The organism is Nonomuraea cavernae (assembly GCF_014646355.1).
GTDB lineage: Bacteria > Actinomycetota > Actinomycetes > Streptosporangiales > Streptosporangiaceae > Nonomuraea > Nonomuraea cavernae.
Genome location: NZ_BMNH01000051.1, coordinates 627 through 24,618, shown reverse-complemented (window position 1 = coordinate 24,618; position 23,992 = coordinate 627). Strand labels below are relative to the sequence as shown.

Here is a 23,992-nt window from a genome sequence, read left to right as displayed (position 1 = left end):
AGCCCGCAACATCGCCGCACGCGGTGAGACGGGCTGGGCAGTGAGTCACGCTGCCTGACGCGGACCAGACCGTCGAAGCCACCGACGGCGAGGAGCTGCAAGCTTGGTCGTTCACGGCCGAGAAGCTGACGAGACCAGCTCCCCTCGCAGGGCTCGGAGATGCCATGCGGGCGCTGAGCCGCCTGGGGAGTGAAACGTGAGCCGGGGTTATCACCCACGTGACAAATCGCTCCCGAGGAATGTTCGGTACGGACCTGCCCCCGGCCTGGAATGTCTGGGTATGTTGGCCGACCATCCAGCCTCAGGGAGCGCTCGTGAACGCACTCGGCGAAGGCGAGATCCGCCACTTCCTCCTGGAACGGATCGGGCTCCGCTGCGCCGAGCAGGTTGATCCGGACCGGCCGCTGGAGGAGTACGGCCTGTCCTCGCGGGACGCGGTGGCGATCGCGGGCGAGCTGGCCGAGCTGCTGGGACGTGAGCTGGCCCCGACGCTGGTGTGGGAGCACCCCACGGTCACCGGTCTGGCCCGCGCGCTCGCAGCCCCTGAGCCCGTGGCGGTCGAAGCCGAGGGCCAGGGAGCCGACGGCCGGACTTCTCCCGCCAAGGCCGGAGGCCGGGGCGAGCGGGCGCCACGCGATGAGCCCGTCGCCGTGGTGGGCGTGGGCTGCCGGTTGCCGGGAGCGCACGGGCCCGAGGCGTACTGGGAGCTGCTGCTCGACGGACGCGACGCGGTCGGCGAGGTGCCGGCGGGCCGCTGGGAGGCGTTCGACGACGGCTCGGCGCGTACCGAGGAGGTGCTGGCCGCGACGACCAGGCACGGCGGGTTCCTCGGCGACGTGGCCGGGTTCGACGCCGCGTTCTTCGGCATCGCGCCAGGCGAGGCGGCGGTGATGGACCCGCAGCAGCGCCTGCTCCTGGAGACGGCGTGGGAGGCGCTGGAGCACGGCGGCATCGCGCCCAGGTCGCTGGCCGGCAGCCGCACCGGCGCGTTCGTCGGCATCTCGGCCGCCGAGTACGCCTACCTGACCAGCGCCGACCTGTCCGGCGTGGACGCCTGGACCGCGACGGGCGCCGCCCTCAGCATCGCCGCGAACCGGCTGTCCTACCTGCTCGACCTGCGCGGACCGTCCATGGCGGTGGACACCGCCTGCTCGTCCTCGCTCGTCGCCACCCACCTCGCGGTCAGGGCCCTGCGGTCGGGGGAGTGCGACCTGGCGCTCGCCGCCGGGGTCAACCTGCTGCTGTCGCCGCTGGTCACGGTGGCCTTCGACCGGGGCGGAGGGACGGCGCCGGACGGGCGGTGCAAGGCGTTCGACGCCTCGGCCGACGGGATGGCGCGCGCCGAGGGGTGCGGCGTGGTCGTGCTGAAGCGCCTCACGGACGCCCGGCGCGACGGCGACCGGGTGCTGGCCGTGATCCAGGCGACGGGCGTCAACCAGGACGGCCGCTCCAACGGCCTGGTCGCCCCCAGCCCGCGGGCACAGGAGTCGCTGCTGCGCGAGGTCTACGCCGAGCTGGACCGCGGCCCCGACTACATCGAGGCGCACGGCACCGGCACCTACCTAGGCGACCCCATCGAGGCCCGCGCCATCGCCGCCGCCTTACCCGGCCCGGTGCTCCTGGGCTCCGCCAAGACCAATCTCGGCCATCTGGAGGCGGCCGCGGGGATCGCCGGGCTGATCAAGACCGTGCTCGCGCTGCACCACGGCGTGATCCCGCCGAGCCTCCACTTCCGGCAGCCCAACCCGCACATTCCCTGGGACGCTCTCCAGGTCGTCACCACCCCGACCCGCTGGCCGCGTCACCCGGCCCGCGCCGGGGTCTCCTCCTTCGGGTTCGGCGGCACCAACGCCCACGTCGTCCTCGACACCGCTCCGGAGGGGCCGGAGGACGTCGCGCCGGGCGACGGGCCGGCGAAACGGGTGTTCGTCCTCACTGACACCACCGCGGACCGCGTCCGAGAGTACGCCCGGACGCTCGCGAGCCGCTGCCCGGACCTGCCCGGCCTGCCCGCCCTGGGCGACCTGGGCGACGTGGCCCACACGCTCGCCCGGCGGGCGGGCCGGGGCCGGTCGGCCGCCGCCGTGGTGGCCGGGACACCGGAAGAACTCGCCGCCGCGCTCCGGGACGTCACCCCCACCACCGTCCCGCCGGGGGCGAAGGGGCCGGTGTGGGTGTTCAGCGGGTACGGCTCGCAGTGGCCGGCCATGGGCCGTCGCCTCTACGACCGGGAGCCGCCCTACCGGCAGGCGATCGACGAGCTGGCACCCCTGCTCATGGCCGAGGCCGGGATCGACGTCCACGCCCCCGACCCGGTCGACGTGGCGACCGTCCAGCCGGTGATCTTCGCCGTCCAGGTGGCCCTGGCCAGGCTCTGGCGCGCCTACGGCGTCGAGCCCGCCGCCGTGATCGGCCACTCCATGGGCGAGGTGGCCGCCGCCGTGGTCGCGGGCGCGCTGGATCCGCACGACGGGGTACGGGTCAGCTGCCGCCGCGCCCGTCTCCTGGGCACCCTGGGCGGTGGCGGCGCGATGGCCGTGGTGGGTGTGCCCGCCTGCGAGGTGCCCGGCGACCTGCACGTGGCCGTGCACACCTCACCGAGGCAGACCGTGGTCACGGGCGATCCCGAGCGGGTGGCGGCGTACACGGCCGAGCTGACCGACCGTGGGGTGTTCGCCCGGACCCTCACCACCGCCGGGGCCGGACATTCGCCCCAGGTCAAACCCCTCCTCCCGCTGATCAGGGACGAGCTCGCCGCCATCACGCCCGGTAAGGCGCGTCTGCCGTACTACTCCACCGTCTTCGACGACCCCCGCGAGCAGCCCGCCTTCGAGGCCGCCTACTGGGCCGCCGGCGTTCGCCGCCCGGTCCGTCTCACGCAGGCTGTCCGGGCCGCCCAGGAGGACGGTTTCACCGTCTTCACCGAGATCAGCCCGCACCCGGTCCTGGCCCAGCCCCTGCACGACACCCTCACGACGTCCGGAGGGGCCGTCCTGGTCACGCACTCGCTGGAACGCGGCCACGACGACGCCTTCCACGCGCAACTCGCCGCCGTGGCCGCCGTCGTCACCCCCAGGACGCGGGGCCGCGTCGTGGACGTGCCGCGTCCGGGGTGGCGGCACACCCGGCACTGGGTCGCCCCGCACCGGCGTCCTTCCGGTCACCGGCTGCTCGGCGCGCACGTCGAGACCGCCGCCGGGCACGCCTGGACGACCACGCTCGACGACCTCGCCGACGCGCCCTGGCGGCTGCCCGCGCAGGACTGGCACCGCGACGGCCACCCCGTGCTGCCCCTCGCCGCCGTGGCCCGGCTCGCGCACGCCGCCGCCCGAGAGGTGCACGGCGAGACCGAACTCCACGACGTGACCCTGCACGCGCTGCTGCCGCTGCCCGCTCGCGTCACCGTCACGCTGACGGGCACCAGGATCGAGCTCACGGCGAAGAACGCGGCCGGCGTCTGGACCGTCGTCGGCACCGCCTGTCTCATCCCCGTGGGCACCGGACCGTACGGGATCGTCGGCCGCACCGGGGTGCTGGAGAGGGTGGGGCGGGTCACGACGTCCGGGGAGTTCGAGGGCATAGAGGTGCGAGAGGCCGCGGCCGTTCCCGTCTGTCTGGAGAGCAAGCTGGTCCAGCGCGTGTGGGTCCCCGCGCCGCAGGAGGGCGGCACGGCCGCGCCATCGGCCACGTGGCTGATCGCCGAGCAGGGCGATCCGCGAGCGCCCCGCCTCCGCAGGATGCTGGACCTCCCAGAGACGCCGGGCCTCTCCGTCAGGCGGGACTTCTCCGCGACGCGGAGCCCTCAGGCGTCCTTCGAGGCGCGGGAGGGCGGGCACGGGATCGTGCTGGTGCCCAGGGGCCTCGATCCTGAGGCCGCGCAGCGGTACGTCCTGGATGTGGCGAGACTCGCCGTTCAAGGGGGCAGGCTCACGATCGTGACCGAGCGGGCCCAGGCGGTGGCCGCCGGGGAGCCAGGGGATCCGGGTGGGGCGGCGCTGCGCGGGCTGGTGAGGGTGCTGGCGTTCGAGCATCCGGAAAGCCGGGTGACGCTGCTGGACGTGGACGATCTCGGCGCGCTGCCCCGGGAGTTGGCGCACGACTCGGCCGACGACGAGGTGGCCTGGCGCGCGGGGGCGCGCCACGCGGCCCGGCTGCGGAGGACGGCGCTGCCGCCCGCCCAGGCGGTGCCGGTCGTCGGCGAGGGCGCGTACCTGATCACCGGCGGGTACGGCCGGCTCGGGCTGATCGCCGCCCGCTGGCTGGTCGAGCGCGGCGCGACGCGGGTCGTGGTCAACGGACGTTCGGCGCGGGCCGAGGTGCCGGAGGGGGTGCGGGTGGTCGTCGGCGACCTCGCCGAGCCCGGCACGGCCGAGCGGCTGGTCGCCGCCGCCACCGAGGGCGGGCTGCGGCTGCGCGGCGTCATCCACGCCGCGGGGGTTCTCGACGACCGGCTGGCTGCCGACCTCGATCGCGACAGTCTCGACCGGGTGTGGGCGGCGAAGGCGCGCGGCGGGCTCCGGCTGCACCAGGCCACCGAGGAGCTGGACCTGGACTGGTGGGTCGCCTTCTCCTCGGCCGCCGCGCTGCTCGGCTCGCCCGGCCAGGCCGCCTACGCCACCGCCAACGCCTGGCTGGACGCGCTCTGCGCCCTGCGCAGGTCCAGAGGGTTGCCCGCCATCTCCATCAACTGGGGGACGTGGGCGGGGGCCGCCGCGATGCCCGCCGTCGGGCCGCTGACTCCTGCCGAGGGCGTCGAGGCGCTGGAGGCGCTGATCCAGCGGGACCTGTCGGCGGGCGTGGTCAGACTGGACGCCGCGATGGCGGCCAGGGTGTTCCCGGGCATCGCCCGCATGCCGTACTTCTCGGAGGTCGCCGACCTGGCCGACGTGGGCCCACGGGTCGCGGGCGACCTCGCGGAGCTCGCGGAGCTCGCGGAGCTCGCCCCGGACGAGGCGGTGCGCGTCATCACCGGCAAGGTACGCGAACGGGCCGCCGCCGTGCTCGGCGTGGAGCCTGCCCTGCTCGGTGCGGGCACCGTCCTGACCGAACTGGGGCTGGACTCGCTCGCCGCGACCCGGCTGCGCGGCACCGTCGAGTACGACTTCGGCGTCGTGATCCCCGCCGCGCCCCTGTTGAACGGCGCCACCCTGGGCGCCCTGGCCTCGGCGGTGGCCGCCGAGCTCGACCTGACCACGGCACTCGACCTGACCACGGCACTCGACCTGACCACGGCCCCCGGCCCGGAGCCGCCCGCGAACATCTCGGCCGGCCGTGCTCAGAGCTCGGACGTGTCACCGGCCGCGTCGCGGGCCACGTCATCGGACGTGTCACCCACCGCGTCCTCAGCCGCCCGGCCGCCCCGAGTCGAGCCGAGGGACGCGGCGGAGCGGCAGGTCGTCCGGGTGCTGGCGGGCCTGCTCGGCCGCGAGCCGTCGGTCACCGAGCCGGTGGAACCGCAGGTGCTGGCCATGGCCCTTGACCGGCTCGCCAACGAGCTCGGCAGGCCGATCACGCCGGGCGGTGACGCGGGCTCCGGTCCGGCGGGTGTGGCCGGCAGCGCGGGACCGTCGATCGGTCGCGAGGCGGACGCCGGTCCGGTGGGAGCGCGGCGGGGCGGGGTGGGCGGCCCGGACGGGGTCAGCGCCGCTGAGATCGCGGACGCGGTTCGGGAGGTCGAGGAGGGTGAGGCCGGGCGTGGCCTGATCCGGCGGCTGACCGGGAAGCCGGGCAGGCCGCTGTTCCTGGCGCATCCGGCCGGTGGCACGACCGGCGTCTACAGCCTGCTGGCCGACCGGCTGCAGGTTCCGGTGCTGGGGCTCGAACGGTTCGACGGGGCGGGCCGGCTGGACGTGGCCGGGCGGGCGGACCGCTACGCCGAGGCCATCCGGGAGACCTGCGCGGGGCCGTACCGGATCGGGGGGTGGTCGTTCGGGGGGATCCTGGCGTTCGAGATCGCTCGGCGGCTCGGCGGCGTGGAGCTGGTGGCGATGATCGACTCGGGGCTGCCGGACCGGGTCGACGAGCAGACGCGGCGCGAGCTGGATGCCCAGCGATATATCGATTTTTCGGGCTATCTGGGTGAGACCTACGGCGTGGACGTGCGGCTGGAGCCGGCCGAGCTGCGCGCCCTGGACGACCCTGGCCGGCTCGCCCTGGTCGAGGCGCGCATCGCCGCGTCGGGCGTGCTCGACCAGCTGAGCCCCGCCATCCTGCGCCACCAGATCACCTCCCACGAGGACACCCGGGCCATCGAGCGTTACCGGCCGGGGCCGTACCAGGGCAGGGTCGTCCTCTACCGCTCGACCGAACCCACACCCTGGGCGGTGGAGGACACCCGATACGCCCACCAGGACGACCCGGCCAGGGGCTTCGCGGCCTGCAGCAGTGGGCTGGAGATCGTCGAGATCCCCGGATCGCACCACCTCAACCTGCTCGATCCCCCGTACGTAGAGGTCATCGCCGAGCATTTGAAGGGATTGCTATGACGCTGGCACAGGCCGTGGTGGCGGGTGCGGAGCCCGACGAGCTGGCCCGCCTGGAGGTGCCGTCCACCTACAACGCGGCCTACCTCCGCAAGGACGAGGTCGGCATGTTCGACGGCGACGAGGACAAGGACGTCCGCAGGTCGATGCACGTCGGCCAGGTGCCGATGCCCGAGCTGGCACCCGACGAGGTGCTGGTGGCCGTGATGGCCAGCGCGATCAACTACAACACGGTCTGGTCGGCGATGTTCGAGCCGGTCCCGACGTTCGCGTTCCTGGAGCGGTTCGGGCGCACCGACCCCCGGCACGACCTGTCCACGCACGTCCTCGGCTCCGACGCCTCCGGGGTCGTGGTCAGGGTCGGCGCGGCCGTACGCCACTGGCGGATCGGCGATCGGGTGGTGACCAGCCCGGCGTACATCGACGGGGAGGACCCGATCGCCCAGCACGACGGGATGCTGGCGGCCGACCTGCGCGCGTGGGGCTTCGAGACCAATTTCGGCGGGCTGGCCGAGTTCGCGGTGGTCAAGGCGACCCAGCTGCTGCCCAAGCCGAGGCATCTGAGCTGGGAGGAGGCGGCGTGCAACCTGCTGTGCGCGTCGACCGCCTACCGGATGCTGGTGGGCGAGCGCGGCGCGCGGATGAAGCAGGGCGACGTGGTGCTGCTGTGGGGCGCGGCGGGCGGGCTCGGCGGCTACGGCGTGCAGCTCGTCAGGAACGGCGGCGGCATCCCGGTCGGCATCGTCGGCTCGCCGGAGAAGGCCGAGCTGCTCGGCCGGATGGGGTGCCCGCACGTCATCGACCGCTCGCAGTTCGACGACCTGAGCGACGAGAAGGGCTGGCGCAGGCTCGGCGCCGAGGTCAGGCGGCTCGTGGGCGAGGACCCGGCGATCGTGTTCGAGCACACCGGCAGGGAGACGTTCGGCGCGTCGGTCTACGTGGCCCGGCGCGGCGGGTCCGTGGTGACCTGCGGCTCCTCCAGCGGGTACGCGCACACGTACGACAACCGGCACCTGTGGATGAAGCTCAAGCGCGTCATCGGCTCCCACGGGGCGAACTACCAGGAATGCCACGAGGTCAACCGGCTCATCTCGCTCGGCATGGTCCATCCCACGCTCTCGGCCGTCTACCCGTTGACCGGGGCCGCCGAGGCGACGCGGGCCGTACAGGTCAACCGGCACGTGGGCAAGGTCGGCGTGCTCGCGCTCGCGCCGGAGCCCGACCTCGGCGTCGAGGACCACGCGCTGCGCGAGCGGGTCGGCGAGGACCGGCTCAGGCTCTTTCGCTCGTGAGCAGCGCCTGCCGGGCGCGCAGCGCGATCTCCAGCTCGAAGCGGATGTCGGGGTCGGCGAGCTGGTCGCCGTAGAGCTCCTCCAGCTGGCGCAGGCGGTAGCGGACGGTCTGCGGGTGCACGTGCAGGCGCGCCGCGACCTCGCCCGCGCCCCTGCCGTGACGCAGCCAGGCCAGCAGCGTCTCGGCCAGGCGGTCCTGCTGGCCCGGCCGCAGGTGCGCGAGCGGCGCCAGCCGGGCCTCGGCCAGGGTGTTGACCAGCTCCTCGTCCTTGAACACGACCAGCGTGGCCATGTGGTCGGCGCAGCGGAGCAGGCCGCGCGGCAGCACGCCGCGCCGTGACAGCTCCAGCGCCTCGCCGGCCCACCGCAGCGAGGCGGCGGCGGCGGTCAGGGACACGGCGGGGCCGATGGCGGCCCGGTGCCCGCGCAGCGCGGTGTCCAGCAGCTGACCCTGGCCGGGGCCGTTCGGGTCGGGCACCAGCAGGCACGGGGTGGGCCGGTCGAGGCCGGTCAGCACGTCGGGCGGCAGGACCGGAGCGCGGTAGGCGCCGTGCTGGTCGCCGAGGGCCACGCAGGCGACGGTCTTCGGCAGCCGCCAGCCTGCGGCCTTGGCCAGGTCGGCGATGGCCTCCGGGCTCGCGGGCGGGCGGCTGAGCAGCAGGTCGAGCAGCCGGCCCCGGCGACGCTCGACCTCGCCCGCCGCGTGCGCCCTGGCCTCGTCGAAGCCCTCCGCCGCCGCGTCCGCGAGCTGGTCGAGGTAGACGAAGATGGCCTCGCCCAGGTCGTACAGGGACTGCGGCGACAGCCCGAGCGGCTCGGCGAGCTCGGTCAGCCGCCGCCAGCCCACTCGGGCGCCGAGCCGCATCGCGGTCTGCAGGGGCTCCATGTTGCGCCCTTCGGCGGCCTCGCCCCGGCCGATCGCGCGGAACGGCTCGGGGTCCCAGGGCGCCTCGGGGTTCTCGATGTGGTCGAGGAAGCCGACGACGGCCTGCTCGACGGCGTGCCTGACCACCTTGATGTAGATCTCGTCGGATGGCCGGGCGTACTCGGGGATGCGGGCCTGGATCTCCTCGATCACCTCTTCGGAGACCCGGCCGATGCCGGCCCTGAGCGTCTTCACGAATTCCGCGGTTGTCCGGGTGTCGCTGGTGTCACTCTTGTTGGCCATCGTCCCTCCTGCCGCCATTGTGACTTAGGCGACAGAAGATTTGCATAGCAAGTGCTTGTTTTGTCACTTCTGGAGAAAGGCGCCGAACTCTTTCACGTCGATCAGCCCGTCGCCGTCCTGGTCGAGCCTCTCCACCCCGGCCTGCGCCGCCTCCAGCGTGATCGGCTGCCCGAGGACCTCCATCAGCCGGACCAGCTCGTCGGCCGAGATGCGGCCGTCCTTGTCGGCGTCGATCAGGTCGAAGGTGATCGTGTAGTCGCTCATGGGGTCCTCCTGGGAGATCCGTGTCGGTCAGACCTTAGTGGCCGGGTGACGAAGTGGGTTGTTGAATGCCCCGAGTTGTCGCCTCATATCACCCCAACGCCAATCTCAACCGCTGGATAAGCCTTCTCGGGGCTCGAATGAACTCATCGAACTCCGCGGTCCTCGGATGGCTGATGGCCGCATCACCTGGGAGGACGTACACGCGGAGGCGCCCGCACCGGGAGGTGCGGGCGCCGGAGGGGCGGGTCAGCTCAGCGCTTCGGCCGGGGCGTGGCCCCGTGCGGTCGAGGCGCGGGCCGAGGACGGGGCGGACGCGGTGGCGGCGCCGATGCCGCCGGTGTCGGCGGCGTAGGTGGCCACCAGGGTCGCGATCGCGTCGGAGTTCACGTCCAGCGCCTTGTCGCTGATGTTGCGGATGTCGTCGCAGGCGCTGTGGTAGCAGGGGTCGAGCGGGATGCCCGCCGTGCCACCGAAGATGGCGGCCTCCTCGGCGGTCTTGAGCTGCTCGGCCCCGGTGAACAGGCCGCCCGCCGGGATGCCGGCGGCGATGAACGGTCCGTAGTCGGAGCGGCCGGTGAACGCGGTCGCGGTGAAGGGCAGGCCGCGGCCGGCGAAGAACTTCTCGAAGTCCTCCTCGATCTTCGCCGAGCCCTCGGGCCCCGCGGTGCCGAAGGCGTCGCCGTCGCCGTCGTAGATGCCGAAGGTGTAGTTGGGCGAGGCGATCATGTCGAAGTTGAGGTAGAGCGCGATCTTGGCCCGCTCCTCCTCCGTCAGCGTGCTCACGTAGTGCTCGGAGCCGAGCAGGCCGAACTCCTCGGCGCCCCAGAAGGCGAAGCGCACCTGGTTCTTCGGCTTGGTCTTGGCGAACTGGAGCGCGACCTCCAAGATGCCGGCGCTGCCCGAGCCGTTGTCGTTGATGCCCGGCCCCTCCTGGACGCCGTCGAGGTGCGCGCCGACCATGACCACGTTGGCCGGGTCGCCCTTCTTCGTCTGGGCGATCACGTTGTAGGTGGTCCTGACCTCGGAGATCGGGTCCCAGTTCATCTTGACCGTGGTGCCCGCGGTGGCGGCCAGCTCCTGGCCGACGGCGAAGCTGGTGAAGAAGGACGGGATCGTCACACCGGGGCCGCCGAGGACCGGGTTGAGGTCGACCTCGGTACGGCCCTCCTGGCCCTCGTTGAAGATGATGGCGCCGGCGGCGCCCGCGGCCATGGCGTTGTCCACCTTGACGCGGAAGTTGCAGGTGCCGCGCTGCATGAGGGCGACGTTGCCAGGGACGAACCCGGCGAAGTCGGTCGCCTCACAGCCGGAGGTCGAGCTGTTGGCCGGGCCGGGCGGCAGCACGAGGTCGACGGCCTGGATCGTGCCGGTCGCCGAGCCGGCGGGAGAGTCGCCCATGGCCACGTAGTCGCTGAAGAACCCGTAGGTGTACGCCTTGGGAGCCGGGCTGGTTCGTTCCAGGACCGGCGGCGTGACGTACCCCTCGAACTGGAACTCGAACGGCTGGATGGTCACGTTGTAACCGGCCTTGCGCAGCTTCTTGGCCACGTAGTCGCGGGAGGCGTCGAAACCGGGGGTGCCGGACACGCGCGTCCCGTTGTTGGCGTTGGCGATCGCCTGGAAGGCCCGCAGATGCTGCTTGACGTGCTTGCCGGAGACGGCCTTGACCAGTTTGCCGACGGCGTCCTTGCCGGGGTGGGCGCTGGCCGGGCCGGCGAAGGCGACGGAGGACAGCGCGACGGCGGTGACGACCGCGCCGATCATGCCCTTACGTAAGCGGGAACGCATGAATTGCTCCTCGGAAACGTTGGGGGACCCGGGTCGAAGATGCGCGCGTCTCCTGAACGTATTGATTAATCCCGTTATTGGGGAGATGGCGGATGTATCTGTTCCGTCACGGACTCAGAACATGTCACACGAACCCGCAGGTGATCGGTAAGGGCCGCATGCCCGCGCCGCAAGGGGGTAGCGGGCGGGCCATGCGATTGACCTATACCTCTGATCTGTGGTGGAAGAACGCCGTCATCTACTGCCTCGACGTGGAGACCTACAAGGACGGCAACGGCGACGGCATCGGTGATTTCCGAGGGCTGACGCAGCAGATCGACTATCTGGCCGGGCTCGGGGTGACGTGTCTCTGGCTGATGCCGTTCTTCCCGACCCCCAACCGTGACGACGGCTATGACATCACCGACTTCTACAGCATCGACCCGAGACTGGGCACGCTGGGCGACTTCGTGGAGTTCATGCGGACCGCGCACGACCGGGGGCTACGGGTCATCGCCGACCTCGTCGTCAACCACACCTCCGACCAGCATCCGTGGTTCGTGGACGCGCGGTCCGGCAAGGACTCGCCGTTCCGCGACTGGTACGTCTGGTCGGACAAGCCCGAGCCCGACCCGGAGGAGATGGTCTTCCCCGACAAGGAGGACAGCGTCTGGGAGTGGGACAAGAAGACCCGGCAGTACTACCTGCACAGCTTCTACCGCCACCAGCCCGACCTCAACGTGGGCAACCCGGCGGTGCGCGACGAGATCACCCGGATCCTCGGGTTCTGGATGGAGCTCGGGCTGTCGGGGTTCCGGGTGGACGCCGTGCCGTTCCTCATCGAGAACGTCCAGCCGAAGCTCGGCGACCCGCACGACTTCCTGGCCGACCTGCGGGCCTTCATGACCAGGCGGCAGGGCGGCTCGGTGCTGCTCGGCGAGGTCAACCTGCCGTACGACCAGCTCGTCGAGTACTTCGGCAACGGGCTCGGCGACCAGCTCAGCATGTGCTTCGACTTCATCGCCATGCAGCGCGCCTGGCTGTCGCTGGCCAGGGGCGAGGCCGAGCCGCTCGCCTCCGCGCTGCGGGAGCGGCCGAAGGCGCCGAAGGACTGCCAGTGGGCGGTGTTCCTGCGCAACCACGACGAGCTCACGCTGGACAAGCTGAGCGAGGAGGAGCGCCAGGAGGTCTTCGAGGCGTTCGGCCCCGAGAAGGACATGCAGATCTTCGGCCGCGGCCTGCGCCGGCGGCTGCCGACCATGATGGGCGGCGACCTGCGGCGCATCAAGATGGCCTACAGCCTGCTCTTCTCCATGCCCGGCACCCCGGTGCTCTTCTACGGTGAGGAGATCGGCATGGGCGAGAACCTCGACGCCGAGGGGCGCATGGCGGTGCGCGTGCCCATGCAGTGGTCCGGCGACGGCGGTTTCAGCATGACCGAGCCGGACCGCGAGATGACCGGCGGAGCGTACGCGCCCGACCGGGTGAACGTGGCGGACCAGAAGCGCGACACCGACTCGCTGCTGCGCTGGTTCCAGCTGCTCATCGAGCGTTACCGGGAGTGCCCCGAGCTGGCGTGGGGCGAGCACACCGTGCTGGACACGGGCAACGCGGCGGTGCTGGCCCACCGCTGCGACGCGGACGGCGCGACGGTGGTGGTGCTGCACAACCTGAGCGACACGGCCCAGGACGTGGACCTGAAGCTCGACGGCCTGGAGAACTGCCTGCTCACCGATCTCCTCGTGGACGGCACGACGGAGGTCTCGAACCGCGGCGTCGTTCACCTGCCCCTCGCCCCGCACGGCTGCCGCTGGTTGCGCGCCTCGGAGCCGGAGATCGCCCCCGAGGACTCCTCGGTCAAGTCCAGCACCCCGTAGCCGGATAGCCGCCGACATACCGGGCAAATCGTAATCACTGGGTAATGTGCCGCGGTTACCGTGCGGCCCATGCAGACCAAGAAGCTCGCTCTGCCCGGAGTCGCGGCGCTGACCGTGCTGGCGCTGGTCGGCCCGGCCGCCCATGCCGTCGCAGCGGACAGGGCCGGGGGCGACAGGACCGTCACCGTCACCGTGATGGGCACGTCGGACATCCACAGCAACGCCGTCAACTGGGACTACTACAAGGACGCCGCCTACGCCGACAGCGCGGGCAACTCCGTCGGCCTGGCCAAGGTGTCGTCGCTGGTCAACAAGGTGCGCGCGGAGCGAGGGGCGGACCGCACGCTGCTGTTCGACTCGGGTGACACGATCCAGGGCACGCCGCTGGCGTACTACTACGCCAAGGTCGAGCCGATCACCCGGACCGGCCGGCTCCACCCGATGGCCGAGGCCATGAACGCCATCGGGTACGACGCCGTGACCCTCGGCAACCACGAGTTCAACTACGGTCTGCCCCTGCTGGCCACCTGGGTGCGCCAGATGAAGGCGCCCGTGCTCGGCGCCAACGCCGTCCACGCCGCCTCGGGGCGGCCCGCCTACCTGCCGTTCGTGATCAAGACCATGAAGGTCAAGGGCGAGAAGCCGGTCAGGGTGGGCGTGCTCGGGCTGACGAACCCGGGTGTGGCCATCTGGGACAAGGCCAACGTCGAGGGCAGGCTGCGCTTCACCGACCTGGTGGAGTCGGCCCGGCAGTGGGTGCCCGTCATCAGGCGGCAGGGCGCCGATGTGGTCGTGGTGACCGCGCACGCCGGCGACAACGGCATGTCCTCCTACGGCGCCGACCTGCCGATCGAGAACGCCTCCGCGCTGGTCGCCGAGCAGGTGCCCGGCATCGACGCGGTGCTCTTCGGCCACGCGCACAACGAGGTCAGCCAGCGCTTCGTCACCAACAAGGTCACCGGGCAGCAGGTGCTGCTGACCGAGCCGGGCAAGTGGGGCCAGCGGCTCAGCGTCATCGACTTCGAGCTGGCCAAGAAGCGCGGCAAGTGGAGCGTCACCGGCAAGTCCGCCACGACGCTCAACACCAACACCGTCGCCGAGGACCCGAAGATCGTCAACCTGCTCAAGCCGCAGCACGACACGACCGTCAAGTACGTCAACACGGTCGTCGCCCAGTCGGCCCAGCAGCTCTCGGCCACCGAGTCGCCGTACAAGGACACCCCGATCCTCGACTACATCCAGCAGGTGCAGATCGAGACCGTCAAGCAGGCGCTGCCGGACAACCAACTGCCGGTGCTGTCGATCGCCGCGCCGTTCAGCCGCTCGGCCGTCTTCCCGGCCGGCGACATCCGGGTGCGCGACGTGGCCGGCCTCTACGTGTACGACAACACGCTGCTGGCGATCAAGCTGACCGGGGCGCAGCTCAAGGACTACCTGGAGTACTCCGCCAAGTACTTCAACCAGCTGGCCCCCGGCGACCCCGTCGACGTGTCCAGGCTGACCAACGCCGGCAACACCCCCGACTACAACTACGACCAGCTCTCGGGCGTCTCCTACGACATCGACGTGGCCAAGCCCGTGGGACAGCGCATCGTCAACCTCGGCTACGAGGGGGCCCCGGTGCCGGCCGACAAGGAGTTCGTGGTCGCGATCAACAACTACCGGCAGTCGGGCGGCGGCGGGTTCCCGCACGTCACCGGCGCCCCGGTGCTCTACAACGCGCAGGTGGAGATCCGCCAGGCGCTCATCGAGCACGCGACGGCGAAGGGCACGATCGACCCCGCCGACTTCGCCGTCGCGAACTGGCGTCTCGTCCGCGACGGCGCGCCGTTGTTCTGACCGGCAGGTGGCCGGGTGCCGTCAGCCGCGCCCGGTCACCCCGGCTCCTCAGTGAGCCCCGGCCACCCCGGCTCCTCAGTGAGCCCGGTCAGCCCAGCTCCTCGAAGAGCGTGAGCTGCAACCCGGCCGGCCCTTCCAGGCGGGAGTTGAGTGAGTTCCACGGGGTGCGGGTCGGCTCGGCGATCACCGTGGCGCCCGCCTCCGCCAGCCGGGCCGTCGCCTCGACCGAGTCGTCCACCTCGAACGCCACCCGGATGTGCCCGGCCACCCGGCGGCCCACCTCGACCTCGTCGATGTAGGCGGCGTTGGGGGGATCGGTGATCTCCAGCGTCGCCCGCCCCGCCTGCAGGATCGTCACCCGGCCGCCGTCGGGGGAGGCGAAGGCGCCCTGCTCGGGCAGCCCGAGCGTGTCGCGGTAGAACTCCAGCGCCTGCTCGTAGTCCTCGGCCGTCACGACCAGTCTCAGCTCACGTACCGTCATGTGCCAGGACAGCATCCGGACAGGCCTGTTCATTCCCTAGTAAGCGGACAGGCCCGTTCACTCCCTTATAAGTAGGACGGGCCCGTGACGCGGTGGCGGAACGTCCACCAGACCCACGCCTGGGCGGCCACCAGCAGCGGGATCAGCGCGAGGATCACCGGCACCAGCACCGCGCCCGCCGTGCCGGCCGACAACGGCAGGCGCAGGCCCACCAGCACGCCGACCACCGCGAACGCCGTAGCGGTCAGCGCGAAGGTGCGGGCCTCGCCCGCGCCCCCGGACAGCATGGACGCCCTCCGGTGCGGCTCGCCGCGCAGCCGCAGCGCGGCGAAGGCCAGCCCGTGCGCCGCGAACAGGGCGGCCACCACCAGCGCGGGCAGCACCGCGAGCGGCCCGTCGATGCCGGTCAGCACCTGGCCGAGCAGCAGGCCCCAGCTCAGCGCCAGCCCCCAGCTGCCGGCCACCACCGCGCCGTCGCACCAGCGCTGCCATCCCGTGTCCGGCAGCCGCCCGCGCAGCCACAGCCCCGTGTCGCGGATCACCCAGGACATCAACAGCACCACGACCAGGCTGTAGTGGCCGGTGATCAGCTCGCTTTCGAGCTCGGGGAAGAGCCCGGCGAGCACGCCACCGGTCGCCACCAGCCACACCTCGTTGCCGAGGAAGAACGGCGCGATCGCGGCGATCACCACCCGCCGCTCGGCCCCCGAGCGGCCGAGGTAGGGCAGCAGCATGCCGACGCCGATGTCGGCTCCGGCCAGCACGAGGTAGCCGAGCGCGAAGAAGGCCAGGATGAAGATCTCCATGACGGCTCCTCAGAAGGTCAGGACGGGGGAGGGGGCCTCGACCGGCCGGTCGCCCAGCGTCACGGCCTCGGGCCCGCGCCGGGCGGCCCTGGCCAGCAACCAGTAGTTGACCGAGACCAGCACGGCGAACACCGTGACGAACGCCGCGAACGAGAACCCCATCTGCGCGCCCGTCACCGGCGACATCGCGTCGGCCGTGGTCAGCAGGCGGTAGACGGTCCACGGCTGGCGGCCCATCTCGCGGAAGATCCAGCCGCCCAGCATCGCGACGAACGGCAGCGGGATCATCGCGGTCAGCAGCCAGTGCCAGAGCCGGAACCCCCGGACGGCAGGACGGATCAGCATGAGCAGCAGACTCGGCCCCGCGATGAAGAACATGATCGCGAACGCCGCCAGCATGGTGATCGCGCCACCCTGCACCCAGCCCACGGGCGGCAGGTAGTCGCCGGGGCCGTGCGCGGCCACCATCTCCGCCTGCATCCTGGCCAGGCGTTCGGTGTCGCCCGCCCAGGCGGCGGCCTTGGCCGGTTGGAGCGTCTCGAAGCCGATGCCGCCGATCGCCGCGGTGAACAGCGTCGCCGGCAGCGCCAGGCCGACGCCGACGCGCAGCGACTTGCGGAACAGCTCGTGCTCGGCGGTGCGCCGGCGCAGGTGGTAGGCGCTCACGCCGGCCATGACGAACGCGGCCGTCGTCATCGCGCCGCCGAGCACGTGGTAGAAGGCGACCCGCGCGGCCGGATTGGCCACCATCGCGCCCAGGTCGGTGAGCCGCAGCGTGCCGTCGACCAGCTCGTGACCCACCGGGTTCTGCAGGAACCCGTTGGCCACCAGCACCCAGAACGCCGAGGCGTAGGCCGTCAGCGTGACCACCCAGATCACCGCCAGGTGGACCCACCGGTTGAGCCGGCCCCAGCCGAAGATCCACAGGCCCAGGAAGGTGGACTCGATGAAGAACGCCACCAGCGTCTCCAGCGCCAGCGCCGAGCCGAACACACTGCCCGCGTACTCGGTCAGCCCGCTCCACGACAGCGCCAGCTGGAACTCCATCACGAGGCCGGTGACGATGCCCATCGCGTAGTTGATGACGTAGAGCTGCCCCCAGAACCTGGTCATCCGCAGGTGCACCGGACTGCCGGTGACGGTCGCCCAGGTCTGGATCAACGCCACCAGCGTCGCCAGCCCGAGCGTCAGCGCCACGAACAGGAAGTGCGCGCCCGCGGTGAGCGCGAACTGCAGGCGGGCGAGGTCCACGGTTTCCATGCGCAGATCATGTCCGTACGGCTCCCGCCGCCGCGTCGGACCAGGGGATGCTCTCTGCCGTACATCCTGGGGATCACTGCGCCCCCGGCCCGTACGACTCAGGGTGTAAGCCACCCAGGGGTGATCATCCCGGCCTCGTAGGCGAGCACCACGACCTGGGCCCTGTCACGCGCGCCGAGCTTGGTCATGATCCGGCTGACGTGCGTCTTCGCCGTGGCCGGGCTGACCACCAGCCGGGCCGCGATCTCGTCGTTGGTCAGTCCGCCCGCGACCAGCGTCATGACCTCGCGCTCGCGTTCGGTCAGTGAGTGGAGCTCGGGCCCGGGCTCGGGACGCTTGACCCGGGCGGCGAACTCCGCGATGAGCCGCCGGGTGACCGAGGGCGCGATCAGCGCGTCGCCCCTGGCCACCACCCGGACCGCGTGGATCAGCTCGGCCGGCTCGGTGTCCTTGACCAGGAACCCGCTGGCGCCCGCCCGGAGGGCGCCGTAGACGTAGTCGTCGAGGTCGAAGGTGGTCAGGATGATCACTCTGACGCCGTCGAGCCGGGGGTCGGCGACGATCCGCCGGGTCGCCTCCAGGCCGTCGAGCTCGGGCATCCGGATGTCCATCAGCACCACGTCGGGTCGCAGCTCGCGGGCCCCGGCCACCGCCTCCAGGCCGTTGGCGGCCTCGGCCACCACCTCGATGTCGTCCTCGTCGCTCAGGATGGACCGGAACCCGGCCCGTACGAGACGTTGGTCATCGGCCAGCACCACGCGGATCATCGGGCTTCCTTCGGGTGCGGGGCCCCGTTCAGGGGGAGGTCGGCGACGACGCGGTAGCCACCCTCCGGCCGGGGGCCGGCCTCCAGCGTGCCGCCCAGCGCGGCGGCGCGCTCGCGCATCCCCTGTAATCCGAATCCGCTGCCCTCGGTGTACGCGGCGCCCGGCCCATCATCTTCCACGCGGATCACAATATGTCCGGACTCGTTGGTTATGGCGAGCGTGGCGGTGGAGACTCCGGAATGCCGGGAGACGTTCGTCAGCGCCTCGCGGATGATCCGGGCGGCGGCCAGGTCGACCTCGGTGGGCAGCTCGTCCAGCGGCCCGGTCAGCTCGGTGCGCACGGTCAGCCCCGTCGCCGCGACCAGCTCGTCCACCCGGGCCAGGCTGTCGGCGGGCGCGACCGGCGCGTCCTCGTCCACCTGGCGCAGCACCCCGAGCGTGGTGCGCAGCTCGCGCAGCGTCTCCCTGCTCGTCTCCTTGATCGTGCGCAGCGCCGCCTCGGCGTCCTCCGGACGCCTCTTCAGCCCGTGCAGCGCCGCGGACGCCTGCACGTTGATCAGGGAGATGTTGTGGCCGAGCACGTCGTGCAGCTCCCTGGCGATGCGCAGCCGCTCCTCGCCGGCCCGCCGCCGGGCCTCCTCCTCCCTGCCGTGCTCGGCGTCGGCCGCCCGCCGCTCGGCCTCATGGAGGTAGGCACGCCGGTTGCGGGTGACGCCGCCGAACGCGATGGCCGCCACGACCCAGCCCGTGATCAGCAGGAACACGCTGTCATCGACGTGCCTGACGTCGCCCGTCTCGCCGAGCCCCATGGCCAGCAGCGCGGCCGCCCCCGTGGAGATGGCGGCGACGAGGTGCCCCCGGTCGGCGGCGGTGAACAGCACGACGAACGGCAGGATGATGAGCGGCCCGTCGAAGGCGGCCAAGGGGTAGTAGACGACCACCGACGCCGTCACGATGACCAGCGCCGCGACGGGCTGCCGCGTGCGCAGCAACGTGCCGCCGGCCGCCGCCAGCGGCAGCACGACGTCGAGCGGGCCGGGTCGCGCGTCACCCGGCCAGATCAGGGGCGTGAGGAACGTGCCCACGAGCGCGATGGCGACCACCACGAGCGACACGACCGTGCTGGACGACATCCTCGGCATGCGCCCATTCTCCACGCGCGTGCGGCGGGCCCGAAGCTGGGTAAAGCGGAGAGATGAGCACTGAGGACGAACTTCTGCAGGTGGAAGAGGACCTTGCCAGGTTGCGTGCCGAGAACAGGGAACTGCGCGAGCAGATCGGCGACATGGGAGCCACCGATCAGATCGAGATCGGCGCGATGATCGCCATGGCCGACGAGCGCGAAGAACTGATCGCCGACCTGGAACGCCGCCGCGCCGATCTCCGGCAGCGGCTCCAGCGGAGTTGAAGCGCGCCGAGGGCTGCCGTGGCACACCCTCGACGCGACGATTCAGCGGAGCGGCGCGCCGACCTCGTGCAGGTGTCGCAGCGCCTGGCCGTACGAGTCGAACAGCCCTGTCTCCAGGTAGCTGACGCCGATCTCCTCGCAGTAACGCTGGACGATCGGTTGCGCCTTGCGCAGGTTGGGCGCCGGCATGTTGGGAAACAGGTGGTGCTCGATCTGGTAGTTGAGCTGGCCCAGCGCCACGTCGAGGACGTGGCCGCCCTTGACGTTGCGCGAGGTCAGCACCTGCTTGCGGAGGAAGTCGAGCTTGTCGTCCTTGGTGAGGATCGGCATCCCCTTGTGGTTGGGCGCGAAGGTGGAGCCCAGGTAGAGGCCGAAGACCCCCTGGTGCACCAGCAGGAACAACACGCCCAGGCCCACGGGCAGCACGGTGAAGACCAGCGCGAGGTAGGCCACGACGTGCGCGACCAGCATGGCCCCCTCCAGGCGGCGGCGCTTCATCGAGGGATTGGCCAGCGACTTGAAGCTGGCCACGTGCAGGTGCCACCCCTCCAGCGTGAGCAGCGGGAAGAACCAGAACGCCTGCCACTTGGCGATGAACCGGGGCAGACCATTGCTTCTCCGCGCCTGGTCGGTCGACCAGACGATCACCGCGGGAGAGACGTCGGGGTCGTGGTCCTCGTGGTTGGGGTTGGCGTGGTGCCGGTTGTGCTTGGTGTTCCACCAGCCCCAGCCGAGCCCGATGCACAGGTTGCCCACCACCAGGCCCAGGTTGTCGCTCGGCCGGCGGGTCCTGAAGACCTGGCGGTGGCCCAGGTCGTGTCCGAGGAAGCCGAACTGGGTGAAGATCACGCCCATGAGCACGGCGACGAGCAGTTGCCACCAGGAGTCGCCGACCCACACGAACAGCGCCCAACCGCCGAGGTAGGCGGCCGCGGCCAGGCAGATGCGGACCGTGTAGTAGACCGGGCGCCGGTCGAGCAGACCCGCTTCGGTGATCTTGCGGACCAGTTGAGCGAAATCACTACCCCTGGTGTCGATCGTCACTGGATCGGCCACTGCACTCCTTTTGTCGCGGGGGAAACTGACACCAACACTGGCGCATTCTCAGCGCGGACGGAAGATCGCTATCGCGTAGGCGCTCCAAGGGATGGCCTACGCCTCGCACCAGGATGTCGCCGCTTCGCCGCCCCCGTCCCGGGAAGGCGGCCGGCGGCGCCTGGCGGCGATCCGGCAGCGGTGCCTCACAGGGCGTGAGACAGGACGAACGTATGGATCGTCGGCTTCAGGCCGACGGGACTGACGTGCGTGAGACGTTCGACGACCCCGCCGATGTCGGCGAGGTCCTTGTCACAGATGGAGGATACCCGCCCACGCGGAGTTACCTGGACGAACAGGTCATATGGGAAAAAAGGATGGACAAAGTCGCGCCACCCGCGCGGCCTCCCGCAGCCGGTCGATCAGCCCCGGCGCGTCCAGCGCTCATTACGGCAGACCTGGGGGATTTAGGGGGACGCGTCATGACTTCGTAAGGGTTAGCCGGAAAGCCCGGATCTACCGTCTGATCATGATCGATGTTGTGCTGCCCTGCCTCAACGAGGCCCAAACACTGCCGTGGGTGCTGGAGCGGATGCCGGTCGGATACCGGCCGATCGTCGTGGACAACGGCTCGACCGACGGTTCCGCCCGGATCGCCGAGTCGTACGGAGCGACGGTGGTGCGGGAGCGGCGGCGAGGGTTCGGCTCCGCCTGCCATGCGGGACTGCTGGCGGCCACGGCCGAGGTGGTCTGCTTCATGGACCCGGACGCCTCGCTGGATCCGCGCCAGTTGCCCCGCGTGGCGGACCCCGTGCTGGCAAGGGAGTACGACCTGGTCCTCGGCCGTCGCCGGTTGCGCGCCCCGGCCCGCCCGACCTCCGCCGAATCCGGAGGCTTCGCGAGCGCCGCGGGCTCCGCGGGCTCCGCGGGCTCCGCGAAGCACGTCTGGCCGGCGCACGCCCGGTTGGGGAACGCCCTGGTGGCCTGGCAACTGCGCAGGACGTCCGGGACCCCGGTGCGCGATCTCGGACCGATGCGCGCCTGTCGCCGCCGGGCGCTGCTCATGCTGGGGCTGGCCGACCGCAGGTTCGGCTATCCGCTGGAGATGGTGCTGCGCGCCTCCACCGCCGGCTGGCGGATCATGGAGAGGGACGTCGACTACCTGCCGCGGACGAACCGCGCCAAGGTGACCGGGACCGTCCGCGGCACCCTGCGCACCATCGCCGACCTGCGCGCAGTCCTGGCCGCCGACCAGGTCTGACCACGGCCCGCAGTCGGCGGGCCGGGCGGGTCAGCCGGTCGAGAGCCGGTCGAACAACGTCACCGCCGCCTGCCGTACGTCGTCGGGGGAGAGCCCGTCGAGGGTCTTGCGGGCCTGTTCGGCGTCGCGGGTGGTGGCCAGCGTGATGGCGACGGAGGTCGCCGCCACGCGGTCAAGGGATCCCGCGGGCGCCGCGTCCGCCAACTGCTGGGCGCTCGCGGCCAGGTCGAGGTTGTCTGTCAACGGGTCTCCTCGGGTGAATACGGCTCGGCCCATTGCATCACTTGACGTGGCACTCAATCCACCATTCGATGATTTATCGGCGGTTCGCCCCCAGAACGGCCTGGTCAGACCAGGTGATCGGCGCGCAGGCCGGCCGCGCGGGCGGCTCGCCCCGGGCCAGATCCGCCAGATCCCGGACGCGTGCCGTTCTCGCCCGGGACAGCGCCGAGCGGGCCAGCACCTCCAGATGCATCATGTCCTTGCTGTGCTGGTAGTTGCCGCCCCAGCGGCAGAGCGGGTGCGCGCCCTCCCAGGCGTGCACCACGGCAGCCGGGATGGTGATGACGCCGTGGTCGGCCCACCCGCGCACCCGGGTGATCCCGTAGGCGTCGACGAGCACCTTCAGCGCGGCCCGGTCGGGATCTCCGCTCACCTGCTCGTCGAGCTCCTTGAGCTTCGCGCGGGCCGCCGCTCTGGTGCTCGCCTTCTTGAGCGCCCGGTCCAGGTCGGCGCGCATGATCTCCTCGTCGTGGTACGCGGGAAGCAGGCGCCGCAGCCAGACCTTGAGCCGTTCGGAGGCGGCGGCGACCCGTTTGTAGACCTCGGCCAGCGCGTCCACCGAACTCGCCGCGTACAGCCATTGGCCGAAATCCACGCCGGTGGCCCGCCGGAACGCCACGAGCACGACGTTTCCCTTGAGCATGGGATTCCAGTCGGGATCGATGTCCAGCGCCAGGCCGAATGCGTGGTTGGAGAGTTCGTCCGAGCCCGCGACGTGACGCGGCACGAAACCGCCGACGCTGAAGGTCTCACCGCTCATCTGCCGCGCCGCGGCCGGATTGAGCCGGCGCACGAACGCCTCGACCCGCGCCAGCAGCGGCAGCATCGTGCTGTGCACGCCGCCCGCCACCGGGCGTCCGAAGAAGGTCGCGGGCACGATGTGCGCGAAGATCGCCGTGTGGGGGCAGCGCCAGCCCTCCCGGTGGTAGACCGCCCGCATGAACCGGTACTTCTCCAGATCGCTGCCGAACGGCTCGTCCTTCAGCGGCCGGAATCCCCGTCGCGCCAGGTCGGGCAGCGTCGCGAACTCGGCGTCGGTCTCCGCGAGGAGCGTGGCGTACGCCGCCTCGACGCCGGGGCGCGGATCGGGCAGCGGGGCGCCGGGATCGCGGGCCGGCAGGACGGCGACCGTGCGGGCGTCCGCGTCGCCGACCGGGACTCCACCGCCGAGCTGGCCGGCCGCGCCGGTGGGGACCACGCGCCGGCTCACCAGCAGCGCGACGATCTCGTCCACCGTGGCGCCCCGGCGGAACGCCTCTTCGGTCACCCGGTGCTCGACGTCGGAAAGCAGCTGCTCGGCCATCGGCGCCCTCCGTGCCGTCCGGTTCGTGACAACCAGCGCCCTGGACAAGGGTGGAGGAGCGTGATGATGCTGTCAACGTGACTGAATCTCCCGATCCAGCGCATACGAACGGCGGTGAGGACCGGTTCGGATTGATGGCCGACTGCGATTGCGAGTCGCCGCTACCGGAATTGCCCGTGGTGTTCCGGCCTTCAGGCCGGGGGTGAAGCGGGCCGTCCCGCGGAGCGGGGCAGGGACAGCCGTTTCGGCGTCAGGCGAACCGGCGTCTGCCGGCTCAGACGGGCCGGTTCTGCTGCTCGATGTACTGACGCAGGACTGTGATCGGAGCACCGCCCACCGACCCGGCGAAGTAGGAACCGGACCAGAGCTTGGTCGCCCGGTAGTAGTGCGCGGCGAGTTCGGGGAATTCCTGGCGCATCCGGCGGGAGGACACGCCCTTGAGGGAGTTGACCAGTTTGGACAGAGCGACCTTGGGCGGGAAGTTCACCAGCAGGTGGACGTGATTGGTTTCGCCGTTGAACTCGGCCAGGTCGGTCTCGAAGTCGGTGCACACGTCCCGCATGATCTCCTCCATCCGTGACAGGTGGGCGTCGGTGAACACCCGATGCCGGAACTTCGTCACAAAAACCAAATGTGCGTGTAGCACGAAAAGGCAGTGTCTTCCGGTCCTGATGTCACCGTACTCGGCCATAAACCAACT

18 protein-coding genes are annotated in these 23,992 nt (G+C 71.3%); 6 read left to right on the top strand and 12 right to left on the bottom strand.

The window, feature by feature from the left end; all coding sequences use genetic code 11:
• Positions 1–314 precede the first annotated feature (314 nt).
• On the top strand, positions 315–6,485 hold the full coding sequence (locus tag IEY82_RS38040; RefSeq protein ID WP_189129148.1) for a type I polyketide synthase: 6,171 nt from the start codon (positions 315–317) through the stop codon (positions 6,483–6,485).
• Complete coding sequence (gene ccrA / locus IEY82_RS38035; protein WP_189129147.1) at positions 6,482–7,774, top strand: crotonyl-CoA carboxylase/reductase; 1,293 nt, start codon at positions 6,482–6,484, stop codon at positions 7,772–7,774. Before IEY82_RS38040 ends, ccrA begins: the two co-directional genes overlap by 4 nt.
• Here ccrA and IEY82_RS38030 read toward each other — a convergent pair.
• The 3 genes from IEY82_RS38030 to IEY82_RS38020 all read right to left on the bottom strand — a co-directional run bounded on the left by IEY82_RS38030 (position 7,755) and on the right by IEY82_RS38020 (position 10,994).
• Positions 7,755–8,942: a PucR family transcriptional regulator gene (locus IEY82_RS38030; RefSeq protein WP_225264384.1), complete on the bottom strand. Its 1,188-nt coding sequence runs from the start codon at positions 8,940–8,942 to the stop codon at positions 7,755–7,757. The two genes, ccrA and IEY82_RS38030, sit on opposite strands and share 20 nt — an antisense overlap.
• 63 nt (positions 8,943–9,005) lie before the next feature.
• Entirely contained in the window at positions 9,006–9,206 is a 201-nt protein-coding gene (locus IEY82_RS38025; protein WP_189129146.1) for an EF-hand domain-containing protein, read from the bottom strand.
• 246 nt (positions 9,207–9,452) lie between these two features.
• Positions 9,453–10,994, bottom strand: coding sequence for a M28 family metallopeptidase (locus IEY82_RS38020; RefSeq protein ID WP_189129145.1), 1,542 nt, complete (start codon positions 10,992–10,994; stop codon positions 9,453–9,455).
• Between the two features lie 191 nt (positions 10,995–11,185).
• On the opposite strand from IEY82_RS38020, the gene IEY82_RS38015 reads away from it, so the two are divergent.
• Positions 11,186–12,850 carry an alpha-amylase family protein gene (locus IEY82_RS38015; protein WP_189129144.1) on the top strand — a complete coding sequence of 555 codons (1,665 nt, stop codon included), beginning with the start codon at positions 11,186–11,188 and terminating at the stop codon, positions 12,848–12,850.
• Between the two features lie 69 nt (positions 12,851–12,919).
• Entirely contained in the window at positions 12,920–14,689 is a 1,770-nt protein-coding gene (locus tag IEY82_RS38010) for a bifunctional metallophosphatase/5'-nucleotidase (protein ID WP_189129143.1), read from the top strand.
• Positions 14,690–14,777: 88 nt separating this feature from the next.
• Here IEY82_RS38010 and IEY82_RS38005 read toward each other — a convergent pair whose 3' ends face one another.
• The 5 genes from IEY82_RS38005 to IEY82_RS37985 form a co-directional block, all read right to left on the bottom strand.
• A complete protein-coding gene (locus IEY82_RS38005) occupies positions 14,778–15,170 on the bottom strand; it encodes a VOC family protein (RefSeq protein ID WP_189129151.1) in 393 nt (130 codons plus the stop codon).
• Positions 15,171–15,235: 65 nt separating this feature from the next.
• Positions 15,236–15,976: a cytochrome d ubiquinol oxidase subunit II gene (locus IEY82_RS38000; RefSeq protein ID WP_189129142.1), complete on the bottom strand. Its 741-nt coding sequence runs from the start codon at positions 15,974–15,976 to the stop codon at positions 15,236–15,238.
• 9 nt (positions 15,977–15,985) lie between these two features.
• Positions 15,986–17,236, bottom strand: a complete 1,251-nt coding sequence (locus IEY82_RS37995; protein WP_189129141.1) for a cytochrome ubiquinol oxidase subunit I — start codon at positions 17,234–17,236, stop codon at positions 15,986–15,988.
• Between the two features lie 98 nt (positions 17,237–17,334).
• Entirely contained in the window at positions 17,335–18,003 is a 669-nt protein-coding gene (locus IEY82_RS37990) for a response regulator (protein WP_189129140.1), read from the bottom strand.
• Complete coding sequence (locus IEY82_RS37985; protein ID WP_225264381.1) at positions 18,000–19,145, bottom strand: sensor histidine kinase; 1,146 nt, start codon at positions 19,143–19,145, stop codon at positions 18,000–18,002. The genes IEY82_RS37990 and IEY82_RS37985 overlap by 4 nt, the downstream gene beginning before the upstream one ends.
• Before the next feature lie 53 nt (positions 19,146–19,198).
• Between IEY82_RS37985 and IEY82_RS37980 the strand changes: the two genes are divergently transcribed.
• Positions 19,199–19,411 carry a hypothetical protein gene (locus IEY82_RS37980; protein ID WP_189129139.1) on the top strand — a complete coding sequence of 71 codons (213 nt, stop codon included), beginning with the start codon at positions 19,199–19,201 and terminating at the stop codon, positions 19,409–19,411.
• A gap of 42 nt (positions 19,412–19,453) precedes the next feature.
• On the opposite strand, the gene IEY82_RS37975 is transcribed toward IEY82_RS37980, so the two are convergent.
• Positions 19,454–20,467 (bottom strand): fatty acid desaturase family protein, encoded by a 1,014-nt coding sequence (locus IEY82_RS37975; RefSeq protein ID WP_225264379.1) that lies wholly within the window; start codon positions 20,465–20,467, stop codon positions 19,454–19,456.
• Positions 20,468–20,975: 508 nt separating this feature from the next.
• Between IEY82_RS37975 and IEY82_RS37970 the strand changes: the two genes are divergently transcribed.
• Complete coding sequence (locus IEY82_RS37970) at positions 20,976–21,707, top strand: glycosyltransferase family 2 protein (protein WP_189129138.1); 732 nt, start codon at positions 20,976–20,978, stop codon at positions 21,705–21,707.
• 30 nt (positions 21,708–21,737) lie between these two features.
• Here the strand turns inward: IEY82_RS37970 and IEY82_RS37965 are convergent, their stop codons facing one another.
• The 3 genes from IEY82_RS37965 to tnpA form a co-directional block, all read right to left on the bottom strand.
• Complete coding sequence (locus IEY82_RS37965; protein WP_189129137.1) at positions 21,738–21,950, bottom strand: hypothetical protein; 213 nt, start codon at positions 21,948–21,950, stop codon at positions 21,738–21,740.
• 73 nt (positions 21,951–22,023) lie between these two features.
• The gene (locus tag IEY82_RS37960; protein ID WP_189129136.1) at positions 22,024–23,292 is read right to left on the bottom strand and encodes a M15 family metallopeptidase domain-containing protein; all 1,269 of its coding nucleotides are present in this window, start codon (positions 23,290–23,292) and stop codon (positions 22,024–22,026) included.
• Between the two features lie 274 nt (positions 23,293–23,566).
• A complete protein-coding gene (gene tnpA, locus IEY82_RS37955; RefSeq protein ID WP_189129135.1) occupies positions 23,567–23,983 on the bottom strand; it encodes an IS200/IS605 family transposase in 417 nt (138 codons plus the stop codon).
• Positions 23,984–23,992: the final 9 nt, after the last annotated feature.